Annotated in this window: 8 protein-coding genes; 4 read left to right on the top strand and 4 right to left on the bottom strand. The window is 55.9% G+C overall.

Annotation, left to right across the window (positions count from 1 at the left end; all coding sequences use genetic code 11):
• Nucleotides 1–21: 21 nt before the first annotated feature.
• Nucleotides 22–1,251, top strand: coding sequence for an MFS transporter (locus DFO57_RS04595; protein WP_014593725.1), 1,230 nt, complete (start codon nt 22–24; stop codon nt 1,249–1,251).
• 40 nt (nt 1,252–1,291) lie between these two features.
• Here the strand turns inward: DFO57_RS04595 and malT are convergent, their stop codons facing one another.
• A complete protein-coding gene (gene malT / locus DFO57_RS04590; protein WP_105087592.1) occupies nt 1,292–3,994 on the bottom strand; it encodes an HTH-type transcriptional regulator MalT in 2,703 nt (900 codons plus the stop codon).
• 278 nt (nt 3,995–4,272) lie between these two features.
• Here malT and malP point away from each other — a divergent pair, with 278 nt between their 5' ends.
• The 3 genes from malP to DFO57_RS04575 all read left to right on the top strand — a co-directional run bounded on the left by malP (nt 4,273) and on the right by DFO57_RS04575 (nt 9,962).
• Nucleotides 4,273–6,675 carry a maltodextrin phosphorylase gene (gene malP, locus DFO57_RS04585; protein WP_105077005.1) on the top strand — a complete coding sequence of 801 codons (2,403 nt, stop codon included), beginning with the start codon at nt 4,273–4,275 and terminating at the stop codon, nt 6,673–6,675.
• Nucleotides 6,676–6,683: 8 nt separating this feature from the next.
• Complete coding sequence (malQ, locus tag DFO57_RS04580; RefSeq protein ID WP_105077006.1) at nt 6,684–8,735, top strand: 4-alpha-glucanotransferase; 2,052 nt, start codon at nt 6,684–6,686, stop codon at nt 8,733–8,735.
• Between the two features lie 213 nt (nt 8,736–8,948).
• Nucleotides 8,949–9,962: an AraC family transcriptional regulator gene (locus DFO57_RS04575; protein ID WP_110015123.1), complete on the top strand. Its 1,014-nt coding sequence runs from the start codon at nt 8,949–8,951 to the stop codon at nt 9,960–9,962.
• Here the strand turns inward: DFO57_RS04575 and DFO57_RS04570 are convergent.
• The 3 genes from DFO57_RS04570 to DFO57_RS04560 all read right to left on the bottom strand — a co-directional run bounded on the left by DFO57_RS04570 (nt 9,934) and on the right by DFO57_RS04560 (nt 13,552).
• Nucleotides 9,934–10,962, bottom strand: coding sequence for an alpha/beta fold hydrolase (locus DFO57_RS04570; protein WP_105077008.1), 1,029 nt, complete (start codon nt 10,960–10,962; stop codon nt 9,934–9,936). The two genes, DFO57_RS04575 and DFO57_RS04570, sit on opposite strands and share 29 nt — an antisense overlap.
• A gap of 264 nt (nt 10,963–11,226) precedes the next feature.
• Nucleotides 11,227–12,147: a maltose operon protein MalM gene (gene malM, locus DFO57_RS04565; RefSeq protein WP_105077009.1), complete on the bottom strand. Its 921-nt coding sequence runs from the start codon at nt 12,145–12,147 to the stop codon at nt 11,227–11,229.
• Between the two features lie 103 nt (nt 12,148–12,250).
• Nucleotides 12,251–13,552 (bottom strand): maltoporin, encoded by a 1,302-nt coding sequence (locus DFO57_RS04560; RefSeq protein WP_015700304.1) that lies wholly within the window; start codon nt 13,550–13,552, stop codon nt 12,251–12,253.
• Nucleotides 13,553–13,568: the final 16 nt, after the last annotated feature.

The following is a 13,568-nucleotide window of genomic DNA, read 5'->3' as shown; positions in this document are numbered from 1 at the left end:
AAGCCTTAAGCGGAAATCTTCATGTCTGATTACACCAGTGACGTAAAATCAAGCCAGCCGGATCTGCCCCCCACCGTTGACGACAGCCAGAAGATTCTGGTGTCGATTCTTGGCGCGGTCGCATTTTCCCACTGCTGTAACGATTTTATCCAGGCCATGCTGCCATCGATTTATCCCTTGCTGAAAACCAACTTTACGCTGAGCTACGCGCAGATTGGTTTGATCACGCTGATCTATCAGATGACGGCGTCGCTGTTGCAGCCCTGGATCGGCCTGTACACCGACAAACATCCCAAACCCTGGCTGCTGCCGTCTGGCATGGTTTCGACCCTGATTGGCATCGGACTCCTGGCGATGGCCCCGCACTTCTCCGTGGTGTTGGTTGCTTCGGCGCTGATTGGCGTTGGCTCTGCAACCTTTCACCCGGAAGCCTCGCGGGTTGCAAGAATGGCATCGGGCGGCCGCTTTGGTACGGCACAGTCAACGTTTCAGGTCGGCGGTTATATTGGCACGGCGTTTGCGCCTTTAGTGGCGGCGATGCTGATTATTCCGCATGGACAGATAGCGGTCGGCTGGCTGATGATCATTGCGCTGTTTGCGGTCATTATTCTTTCCGGCATCAGCCGCTGGACGGTGAAACACGGCCATGCGCACATGAAAAAACACAACCTTCAGGCGCTGCGGTCGCTTTCTTCGCGGGATGTCAAAGTGGCGTTGTCCGTGGTTGGCGTGCTGCTGCTGGCAAAATTTACCTATATTGCCTCAATCAGTAACTACTACATTTTTTACCTGGTTGAGCGCTTTCAGCTCCCGATTCCGCAGGCGCAGATCTACCTGTTTACCTTTCTGGCCGCCGTCGCGGTTGGCACGCTGGCCGGCGGACCGATTGGCGATCGCATTGGCCGCAAAGCGGTTGTCTGGATCTCGTTTCTGGGTGTTATCCCGTTCTCGCTGCTGATGCCGCATGCCAATTTGTTCTGGACCGTGGTGCTGACCGTTTGTATCGGCCTGGTCTTTTCATCAGCATTTGCCGCGCTGGTTGTGTACGCGCAGGAAGTGTTGCCCGGCCGTACCGGGATGGTGGCCGGGATTATGTTCGGCACCATGTTTGGCATTGGCGGTATCGCCGCGGCGGCGCTGGGGAAACTGGCTGACGGGTACGGTATCACTACCGTGTATAACGCCTGTGGCTTTCTTCCGCTGCTGGGATTTGCCACGTTACTGATGCCTGATACACGTCGGGTTAACTAAACCGCGCGAACAGGCAGCGCGTCGCTGCCTGTTGCCTTTCTCAGACGTAACCCATCATTTTCAGCATCGACTGCGCCTGAGTCATCGCCTCAGCCCGATGCGTAATCCCCAGCTTCTGATAAAGATTCCGGATATGGGTTTTGATCGTGGTTGAGGCTACATCCAGCTCCGCCGCAATCTGCTCGTTGCTGTAGCCGGAATAGATCAGCCCCAGCACCTGCCATTCACGCTGCGTTAGCGGACTGGTACGAATCAGCTCGGGCACGTCAGGATGATTCAGCAAACGGCTGACAAAGCCTTCATCAAAATGGGCAAATTTGTGACGATGATACTTATTGATCTCGTTAAGGATGCGGCGCGCGCGGTGGTTATCCAGCTCATCAAGGGTATTCAACTGCAATAACTGACGCAGCTGTTGCGCCATGGATTCGCCCTGCACCACAAAGTGGCTAATGAACCCCGTGCTGCGGGCCAGCCGGAGCGCATCCAGCAACGCATGCTGCGCTTTTGCACGCTGATCGGTTTCCCAGTAAATCTGGTTCAGCAGCAGTACATTACGGTTGAGATCGCTCATCAACTGCAAGGGGCGCGCATTTTCATTAAGCTCGTCGAGAATCACTTCTGCCTGCGTGTAATGCCCGAGCAAAATCTGTGCCCGTGCCACGTTTCGCCACTGGCCCTGCAAAAAATGGTTATTGGCGCAGGCCGGTTTAGGTGTCTGACGCAGCCACTCACTGGCGCTTTGCGTATCGCCGGTCATTTGCCAGTACAGCACTCTGACCTTATCGGCATTGGCGAGCCAGTCATTGTGCCAGCGGCCGTTGTTTAGCAGGTTTTCCAGCCGGTTCAACAGGCTGCGTGCGTTGTCCAGGTTGCCCCGGGCAATTGCGCTTTGCACCAATAAGCCCAGGCACTGTATTTGCTGCTGAGGCTGATAACCCTGCAGCACTTTCATGCCCTCGCGTGCCGCCTGCTCGGCTTCATCCAGCCTGCCCCAGGCCCACAGCAGCTGGGCGCGGATACGCAACAGAAACTCATGCAGCGGAAAGTGCGAAAGATGCTGCTCTTTGACCAGCACGAAGGCCCGCTCCTGAGTCTCGTACGCCGTTTGCAGGAAGCCTTGAGCAAACAAAATTTCGCTTTGCTGGATCAGGCTCCAGAGCACATAGTGCCAGGCTTCATCCCGCCGCGCCATTTGCTCTGTCTGGCGCATCAACTCCAGCGAGTTACTCAGCTCGCCTTTACAGTGCATGACTTCGCCATGTACCGAGGTTGCCACGATACGGCTGTAGTGGCGGCTCTCAGGCAGCGTATTCAGCGCCAGCATCGCCAGGCGTTCCGCCTCATCGGCATTGCCATCGTTAATGGCGACCTGCGCCAGTAACGCGTTAAATTCACCGCGTAATACCGCATCAATTTCGCACTGGCTTTCCTGCTCAAATCGGGCCAGCAGGCTGTTCACCTCTGCGTAGCGGTGTTGGCTTTGCATCAGCCAGGCCTGTAACAACACCAGGCTGGGATTATCGAGCCGCATCGCCCAAGGCAGTGCATTCAGCGAGGACTCCAGTAAAGGCAGCTCGCTTTGATTAAACAGCGACCATGCGTGCTCGGTTAACACATCACGCAGCATCTCCGCGTCACCGGAAGCACGCGCATGATGAATCGCCTCGCTCGGGAAGCCCTGAGCCATCCAGCTGGTTGCCGCCGCCCGATGCAGCGCCGGAAGTTCGGCAGCCAGTTCCCACTGGCAACGCTGTTGCAGGAAACTGCCAAACAGAGGGTGATAGCTAAACCACTGGCCGGAGTCATCCATCCGCTGCAGAAACAGCCCCTGCCGCTCAATGTCTTCCAGCCAGCACTGGCCGTTATCCTCGCCTGTCACCTGGGTAATCAGCGGCGCGTTAAGTGAACGCAACAGCGAACTTTTCAGCAGAAAATGGCGCGTGGTCAGACTGACGTTATCCAGCACTTCCTCAACCAGATAATCGGTTAAGTGGCTGGCATTGATCCCTGACAGGCGACGCGCGGAGTGCTGGGCCGCGCCCGCCCCCTGTCGGGCCGAGAGCGCGATAAGCTGCAGCGCCGTCGCCCAGCCTGCAACGTCATCACACAGGCGTCCCGCATCTTCGGACTCCAGCGGCGCAGGCAGGCGGGCATCGAAAAACTGCTGCGCCTCCTGATGGGTAAACGCCAGTTGCTGACTGCTCAATTCCATCAACTGCTCGCGAACGCGCAGGTTGGCGATCCCCAACTGGGGAAGATTACGCGAAAGCACCACCAGGGTAACGTTTTCAGGTTGATGGCGTAAAAAGAAACGCATCGCTTCATGAATCACCGGATTGGTGATGTGATGGTAATCATCGATAATCAGCCACAGCGGTTGATGCCAGGCATGAAGCTCATTGAAAATCTGCGTAAACAGCGCATTCAGATTCACGTACTGCCGTTTGTTTGCCAGCGCTTCGCTCCGGCTACAGCTGCCGTGCGTGGCCTGCTGCAGGGCGGCAATTAAATAGTCCGCAAAACGCTCTGGCTGATTGTCACTTTCATCCAGGGAGTACCAGCCCAAATCGGCTTTGTCTGCAGCCCACTGCGATATCAGGGTGGTTTTGCCATAGCCTGCGGGACTGGTTACCAGCACCAGGCGGTAGTTACCTGCAGCGGAAAGTTTTCGTATCAGCCGCTCCCGTTTCACCGTGGCTTCATGGCGGACAGGACGGCTGAGTTTAGAGGGGATTAACATGAACGCACGCTTCTCCGTTAACGTCTGGCGCATCATTTTTTTACGCTTCGTAATTATTCCTCACACGTTCAGCTATCCCTCCTGATAAAGCAAGCGGACGCTTTAGCGAATCTTCACAAAAGCGAGTCTAATCACACTTAAGTGAAATTTTCAGACTTGCCTCACCCTCTCCTCCCTTGCCCTCATCCTGACGGAACTTTTGCCAGGAGGATGAGCGATTCCGCGCGCAAGGGCAGACTCATCCTCATTCCCATTCTTTGTCGACAGGACACCCGGCTATGACACAGCACCCTTTTGATCGTTCCCGTTTTGACGCTGCGCTGACGCGCCAGTGGCAACGCTTTGGCCTGCATGATGCAGGAGAAATGACGCCATATCAGTGGTGGCAGGCTCTGAGCGGCGCGCTGGCAGAAATGCTCAACGCGCTGCCCGCCCGACCGGCATCCGGCGATTTGCGCCATGTGAATTACCTCTCTATGGAGTTTCTCACCGGGCGACTGACCGGCAACAACCTGCTCAACTTAGGGTGGTTCGACGGCGTTAATACGGCCCTGAAGCAGTGGGATGTTTCGCTGAGCGAGGTGCTGGAAAGCGAGAGCGATCCGGCGCTGGGCAATGGCGGACTGGGCAGGCTGGCGGCCTGTTTTCTGGACGCGATGGCCACGGTGGGTCAGCCCGCAACGGGCTATGGCCTGAACTACCAATATGGCCTGTTTCGTCAGCGCTTTGTCGAAGGTGAACAGGATGAACTGCCCGACGACTGGCAGCGCGACCGCTATCCCTGGTTTACACATAATGCTGCGCTAACGGTGCAGGTAGGCCTGGGCGGCAAAGTCGTGGCAGAGAATGGCAAAGCGCACTGGCAGCCTGCGTTTCAACTGGAGGGCGAAGCCTGGGATCTGCCGGTCGTGGGCTTTGAGAATGGCCTCACGCAGCCTCTGCGGCTGTGGCAGGCAAAACATGCGCACCCTTTCGATCTCAAAACCTTTAACGGCGGCGCTTTTTTACGGGCGGAAAAGCAAGGCATTAATGCGGAAAAACTGACCAAAGTGCTTTACCCCAACGACAACCATCAGGCAGGAAAAAAACTGCGCCTGATGCAGCAGTATTTTCAGTGCGCCTGTTCACTGGCAGACATTCTTCGTCGTCACCGTCTGGCGGGCCGTGCCATTGAAACCCTGCCGGATCATGAGGTGATCCAGCTGAATGATACGCACCCAACGCTGGCTATCCCTGAACTGATGCGGCTATTGCTGGATGACTATCAGCTCAGTTGGGAGGACGCCTGGCACCTTACCCAGCGCACCTTTGCCTACACCAACCATACGCTGATGCCGGAAGCGCTGGAGTGTTGGGATACCCACATCGTGCGCAGCCTGCTTCCGCGGCACATGGAGATTGTTAACGCCATCAATACCCAGCTCAAAGAGGCGGTTAACCGGCAGTGGCCTGGGAACAAGGCCGTGTGGTCGAAAATGGCCATCGTGCACGGTAAGCAGCTGCGCATGGCCAATTTATGCGTGGTGACCTGCTTTGCGGTAAACGGCGTGGCCGCCCTGCACTCGCGACTGGTAAAAGACGATCTGTTCCCGGAATACGTCACCCTGTGGCCGGAAAAATTCCACAACGTCACCAATGGCATCACGCCGCGCCGCTGGATTCATCAGTGTAATCCCCGACTGGCGGCGCTTATCGGAAAAACGCTTAATCAGCCCTGGCTCAACGATTTGGATGCGCTTCAGGGGCTGGAAAAACAGGTGGATAATCCGGGGTTTTGCACGGCGTACCGCGAGATTAAACAGCGCAATAAAGTGGATTTGGCCTGCTGGATTGCGCAACGTACCGGGATTAAGGTGAATCCCGAGGCCCTGTTTGATGTGCAAATCAAACGGCTGCACGAGTACAAACGTCAGCATCTCAGCCTGCTGCATACCATCGCCTTATGGCAAACCCTGGTGAGCGATCCTCAGGCGAACCGCTGTCCTCGCGTCGTGATCTTCGGCGCGAAAGCGGCACCGGGCTATGCGTTGGCTAAAAATATCATTTTTGCCATCAACAAGGTGGCCGACGTCATCAACACCGATCCGCGCGTGGCCGATCGCCTCAAAGTGGTGTTTATTCCCGACTATAACGTCTCTGTGGCAGAACGGCTTATCCCGGCCGCAGACCTGTCAGAGCAGATTTCACTGGCGGGCAAAGAGGCCTCGGGCACCGGCAACATGAAGCTGGCCCTGAACGGCGCGCTGACCATTGGCACGCTCGATGGTGCGAACGTGGAGATTTCTGAACAGGTCGGCGATGAGAATATCTTTATTTTTGGTCATACGGTAGAACAGGTTAACGCCCTCAAGGCCGCTGGCTATGCTCCGTCAAAATGGCGCGAAAAAGACGCCCAGCTCGACCAGGCGCTGACGTCACTGGAGGATGGTACGTTCAGCGCAGGCGACCGGCACGCTTTTGATCTGCTGTTGCACAGTCTGGGGGCTAAAAACGGCGATCCTTATCTGGTGCTGGCCGACTTCCGGCATTACCTCAACGCTCAGCAGCGCGTTGAAGCACTGTGGTCTGATAAAGCGGCCTGGACGCGCGCCACGATACTCAACACCGCTCGCTGCGGCATGTTCAGCGCCGACCGGTCGATTCGTCACTATCAGCAACGTATCTGGCAGCGTAAACGCTAAGGATCAGCATGAAACCACTTCATTATCCGGCCGGGATCGGCAGGGTAGCCACTGAATATGTTGATGCGCATGGGGCGGTCCGGCAGGTTTCTGCATCGACCCGCGATCGCTTGCTGGCGGCGATGCAGCCAGGCCCTGGCCCTGGCGTTATCCCACCGGTCGCCGTCTTTACCCAGGGTTTGCCCATCCGTTTAACGCCCTCTCTGGCTGGCCCGGCACGCTGGCACCTGGAGGGCGAATCGGGTGAACGCTGGTCAGGGCACTGCGAGCCTGAGGCGTCTTTGACGCTCCCGGCGCTGCCTGAAGGTTACCATCTTCTGACGATAAACGCGGATGCGCAGCAATCGAGGTGCCAGATAATAGTGACACCGTCACGTTGCTATGAGCCGGAGGCCTTACTACGGGGCGAGAAACGTTGGGGAACCTGTGTCCAGCTTTACGCTTTACGATCGGATCAGAACTGGGGAATCGGCGATTTTGCTGACCTGCGGGACATGGTGAAGGCGGTTGGCATGCGCGGTGGCGCTTTCGTGGGGCTGAATCCCCTGCATGCGCTTTTTCCTGCGTTACCTGACGATGCCAGCCCCTATAGCCCGTCTTCCCGGCGCTGGCTCAACGTGCTCTATATCAGCGTTCCTGAGGTTGAGGACTTTAACCTGAGTGCCGCTGCGCAGTGCTGGTGGCAGTCGGCAGAAACGCAACACAGGCTGCACCAGGCGCGTCACGCGCCCTGGGTCGATTATTCGACAGTGGCATCACTTAAGCTGGATGCCCTGCGGTTTGCCTGGCAGCAGTTTATGCAGCGTGATAAAGAGGATAGTCAGGTCGAGGCATTTGAGGCGTTTGTGGCTGAGGGCGGTGAAAGTCTGCTGCATCAGGGATTGTTCGATGCCCTGCAGGCCTGGCTTCGCGAAGAAGATCCCCTGCGTCACGGCTGGCAAACGTGGCCCACTGCCTATCAACAACCCGATACGGCCGCCGTACACGCATTTCGGATTGAACATGGCGATGAGATTCGTTTCTATCTCTGGCTGCAATGGCTGGCGGCGCGTCAGTTTGCCGCCTGTTGGCACCTGTGCCAGCAGCACCAGATGGCACCTGGACTTTATCGCGATTTGGCCGTTGGCGTCGCCGCAGGGGGATCGGAAACGTGGAGCCAACGCGGACTTTACTGTTTAGCGGCCAGCACAGGCGCCCCGCCGGATATTCTGGGCCCGCTTGGCCAGAACTGGGGGCTGCCGCCAATGGATCCGCAATCTTTGTATGATCGGGCATACGAACCCTGGATTACGTTGCTGCGCGCGAATATGCGCGATTGTGGGGCGTTACGTATCGATCATGTCATGGCTTTGCTGCGACTGTGGTGGATTCCGCAAGGAGAAACGGCCGCCGCAGGCGCGTATGTCGCCTATCCCATCGACGATCTGCTCGCCATTCTGGCGCTGGAAAGTCAGCGCCAGCGCTGCATGGTGATAGGTGAGGATTTGGGCACGGTGCCGGAGGCGATTGTCGATAAACTCCACAATGCTGGCGTCTACTCGTATAAGGTGCTCTATTTTGAACAAAACTCGCACAAGGGCTTTCGTCCGCCTGCGGCATGGCCGCGTCAGGCAATGGCTGTAGCCACCACTCACGATATGCCAACGCTCCGTGGCTGGTGGCAAAGTGACGATCTGACACTGGGGAGCCAACTGGGGTTGTATCCTGATAAAGCGGTACTTGCCGGGCTGTATCATCAGCGCCGGGCAGCCCGATCGGCGCTGCTTCAGACCCTGACGCGCCACGGTTACCTCAAACCCAAAGGGCGGGTTCAGGCAAACAGTCCGCGCATGAGCCTGTTACTTAACCAGGTTATCCATCAGTATCTCGCGGACTGCACCAGCGCCCTGCTGGGTTTACAACCCGAAGACTGGCTGGATATGGCCTCGCCGGTTAATGTGCCGGGCACGGTAGAGGCTTATCCGAACTGGCGGCGTAAGCTAAACCTGTCGCTGGAGGCGATGTTTGCAGATAAGCGTATCACGGCGCTGCTGGAGGAGATTTCCCGGCGTTGTTCGTGATTTATCAGGCGATCCAGGGATAAGTTTCAGGCCTGATCCCGGATCGCTGAAATCGTTGTCGCAGAGGCTGTTCAATGCGGTCAGCATGAAGAGCAGTACACTAAAATGGACTGGCGTGAGAAAACACAGGCAGAACATAAGGTTTGCGTTTAGCTATCGATTCGTGTTTTTTACTCTGTAAAATGGACGCCATTCTGGCTTTTGAGTTAGCGTATGTTTTCGATTCCCTTTCCTGCTTTGACGTTATTTGCACTACTGATATTAATGATGATGCTCATTCGTTCTGGTAAGCGCGAATACCGTGGGGCAATGATGTTTATTGCAGCGTCAGCAGGACTAATGGCCTTGAGTATAATTAGGTGGGAATGGCATTTCTCTCTTCTTAAACCCCTGCAGGCTATACTGGCAACAGTCTTACCCGCAGTGGCCTGGTCGTGCTTTAGCGGCCTTACGCATCAATCCCGTGCGCGTCGCCTGAAACTGGCAGTTATTCCTGTTTATACTGCCATCATCATCCAGCTGTGTCTGCCCGTCCTGACAGATGCTCTGTTGTTTCTGATTTATGCAGGTTATGGCATCGCACTACTACGTGCAGCAACAAACGGAGCTGATTTTTTTGTCGAATCACGCTTCAGAGAAGCTTCCATAACGCAGAAAATGACCTTTTTTGCGGGATGTTTTCTTTGCTTCTCGGCACTCACCGACGCGGTTATCAGCAGCATGATGAATATTGCCCCGCAATTAATTGCCCTGTTTCAGGGAATGACACTACCGTTACTTTGTATTGCCATTGTCCGGGCAGTAAAGAGCGTTCCTGCGGGTGAACCTCACGCCGAAGAAACGTCATCCCTTACCGACGATGAGGCAAAGAATGCGACGCTTGAGCCCTTATGCCTGCACATCGAAAACCTTGTCCGCGCACACGCTTACTATCTTGATACCGATCTTACGCTGAACAAGCTTGCACGCAAACTCGATATTCCAGCACGGCATATTTCTCGCGCGGTAAACGCTACACGGCAGTGCAACGTTTCGCAGTGGCTCAATGGGTTTCGTATAGAAAAGGCGCAGGACATGCTGCGCCAGCCACAGCTAAAAATTACCGACATCATGCTTGAAACCGGGTTTATCAGTAAGTCGAACTTCAACCGGGAATTTATGCGCATTACGGGGAAAACCCCCACCGCATTTCGTCAGGCTATGGATGATAGTGAAGCGCGGTGTTGAGAAACGCACTGATTTTACCGATCAACATGTTGTGAAGTGCGTTTCTGTTCACGCCCTGTCCATCCCGGCAGACTTCCCCTTCGCCCGGCGCGCTTTGCTCAATCAGCGCCTCCCCCTGCGGTTTGCATTGCTGCATAAAGCTAAAATGGGTCGCGCCAGGGATAACACCATAAGTGACAACGTCACTCGACAGTGCCTTTGCCAGATACTGCGATTCAAGCGAGGCAGGCAGCGCCGGCGAATCTACACCTGCCGCTAAGATCAGCACGGGCAGCCGAATATGCCCCAGACTCTGCGTCGTGAGTCCGCGAGCTAACCCTAAATCCAGCGCCACTACCGCCTTAATGCGCCGGTCTTGCAGGTCTGAGCTCAGGTGGCTGGCCCCTTGCCTGTTATCAAGGCCCAGTGTTGTCATTAGCCGACAGCTGGACAACTCAGCATGTTGGATGCAGTCATGAGCAAATTGTTGAGGGTCAAAACGCGCCCCCGCTAATTCCATTACCGTCCAGCCGCCAAGAGAATGCCCGACAGCGGCGATTCGTTTAACGTCAGCACGCCCTGCCAGCAGGGGATCGTTCAGAATCCGCTCCAGTGCCATGATTAAATCCTGAGGACGCCGCCAGAGCTGTCTGGCGTGTGCCGATGTTAAATCCGACGTCGTGGTACCGGGATGATTGGTCGCAATCACGATATATCCCTGTTCAGCCATCGCGTCGGCCAGCCATGCAAGGTTGCGCCAACTCCCGCCATAACCATGAGATAACAGTAATACAGGATGTAAGCCGGGCAAGGGTTTAGCATTTCGCACCACGCTGACACCTGTAAACGCGGGATTATCCGCAATGTTTTCCTTGGGCGACGACGCTGCACTGGGATACCACACGGCAACCTCAACCGGGCGTTGCTGCTCGCCTGCTATGAACTGGCGAAAGCCGTTGCTGGCCATCGCAGAATGACTAAATACGATGAGGGAAAAAGAGATAATCAGACGTATTAACATGATGAAGGCTCCAGTTGTGATAGAGCCTTTTTTGTATCAGTGCCGAAGGTTACGCGCGTCCTGGAGCGCGATCGGGTACCTCAATAACATCATTCAGGCTGAGGATTGCGCAAAGCCTGACCAAAAGTATCAGCCTCTTTGAAAGAGAAAGACGCGAATTTACGCCAGAACGGAACAGGTTAAGCGCGAGGGACAGGTCACTGACCTCATAAAAAAGGTGCGCCTCAGCGCACCAGATGGAACAAATCAGCACTGCCGGAGTGATTACCCCTTGCCTTTAACACTGCTGATAAAGGTTTGCCGCGCAGACGTCGAGCCGAGCCGTTCGGCCTCATCCAGCAGTCTGAGCGCTTTATCAATATTGCCCTGCGCCGACGCCTGGCGAATAGCATCGTTAAAATAGCCTTCGGTATCCTGAACAATAGGCTGTGTTTTCGCTGCAGGAGCCGCAGTGGGCGCACGACTGTCTGCCGCCGGTCGACTGTTTCCGACCGTAACAGGAGCCGGGCCAGAGGATCCAAACAACGGCCCGACCAGTATTGAGGAATCCGAGCGGGTACTCAGTTTTATTTTTACTGTGCCAGATGTTGTATGACGGGCAACCGGATCGGGAATATCGGGAACGGCATGGCCGGTGCCTTTGGCATAGGCTTTTGCCGGATCAACCAGCGTTGTGGTCTGAGCAAGATCCGTCTCTGTGGTGAATACCAACAGATAAATTTTTTGCTGTCCGGGAACCGGGGTCAACTTCATCACGCCTTCCAACCGGTCAGCGGCCATCACGCCAGGTTGCTGATAAGAAAACCAGCGGCTGGGGAACCAGGCGGCCGGACGCAGGTTTTCGTCCAGAATGAGCACGTTGGGCGCAAAGACCTGGTTCTGCTGTACCTCACTGCTTAAGGTGATTGTCAGCTCGCCCAGCGTGGCAGGTAGGCTGTAAGCGGCGACCGGCCCGGTGATACCGGCAACGTTTAGCGGACTGTGCCCGGCCGTTAACGTCGTTACCTGCGGCCGTGCGGTATCCAGGGGTTGCCAGTGCATGCTCCGCAGGCTGGTAAGCGGAATGTCGGGCGCTGCAGAGACATCCTGCGGCATCAGATTGATCGCGGCCCGTGCAGGCAGACTGTGTCCTGCCAGCAGGAGCGCGCTCAGGCAAAGTGCGGTGAATGTTTTATACGTTTTCATTTTTAACCTCGAGAAACGGGCAGACCGCGGCAACGCAGGCAATAGCCGCCGCGGCCTGAAAGACAGAGCGAAACGGTCTACAGCGGTTTATCCAGAAAAGGGATCACCACCAGATTTCCATTTGCGCGCCAAAGGTCCACTCATCATTGTTGCCGCGGCTGTTGGTAAACAGGCCGTTTCCGGTGCTGTCCTGTGACGCGAAGGTGGTGATATCACCGGCCGCGTCTTTGTTATAACCCCACTTCTCATCCCATTTGGCATAGGTCGCAAAGAGCCGCAGCGCAGGACGTGACCAGATGCTGTCTCCCGCCTGCCACTGCTGCGCCAGCGTGATTTTGTACTGACCATTGCGTTCGCCGACCTGCTGTGACTTCACATTGTCATAGCCCACTTCCAACAGGGTGCTCATGATCGGCGTCCATTTGTACATGGGCCGCACGCCAACGGTGTACCACTCATTACCCCGGTTGTTATCCAGATCGGTGTTTTGGTACATCGCGACGTACATCATGTCCCAGCGTTCCGCCAGGCTGATCGCCCCGTGGTCCAGAACCCGATACATCTTGCCGTTGTTATTGATATTCGTGCCCTGTGCCAGCCCTTTCCCCTGGGACGTCAACGCATCGGTCGCGTACTGCAGCACAAATTTGTTGTAGCCTTTGAGCATGCTCTGCGTATGCTCAGCGGTGAACAGCCAGCCGTCTCGGGATGCGCCATCTTCTAAGCGGTAGCCGTCACGCGCATTGGCACGGCCGTAATCCACACCCAGTTCCAGGACGCCATTTGGGTTGGTTTCCAGCCCTGCCAGACGGACGTCAAAAACATCATCTGCGGTACTGGTGGCGTAATTGCGAATGCGATCGTTAGAAAAGGTGTAAGAGCCGCCCGCTTCCGATGAGCGCGTTGCGGCAAACGACAGCTTACCAAATCCCAGATCGACATCTTCCAGACCCGCACCCGGGCCGGAAATATCCCAGTAGTAGAAATCGATCATGTGAACGTCATGGCGCTGGTAGAAACGTTTACCGGCCCAGATAGTGGAACCCGGCAGGGCGTCGATCAGGTTTTTACCCTTGACGTTGGCTTCACGAAAAGCCGGTGAAGTGGATTCCCAGTCGTTTTGCTGAGAAACCGAGTACGCCACGTTGGTGTCGAAGTAGAAGCTCTTGTCGCCCTCTTTCCACACTTCCTGACCCAGCTTAAGTTCAGCATAGGTTTCGCACTCGTTACCCAGACGGTATTTACTTTGAGCACCGGTTGCCTGGAAGCATTGCTGCTCGCCGCCGCTGCCCGTCCAGCCAATGCCGGAGCGAGCATAACCGGTAAAATCCACCGCCATCAGCGGTGAAGACAGCGTGCCTGTCGCTACCGCTACGGCAAGGGAAAGTTTGCGCAGAGTTAACATTTTCTATCTCCTGAGG

This window comes from Pantoea sp. AG702 (genome assembly GCF_003182295.1).
Lineage (GTDB): Bacteria > Pseudomonadota > Gammaproteobacteria > Enterobacterales > Enterobacteriaceae > Pantoea > Pantoea ananatis.
Note: the sequence above shows the minus strand (reverse complement) of the source record. Positions and strands in the feature narration are given on the sequence as shown.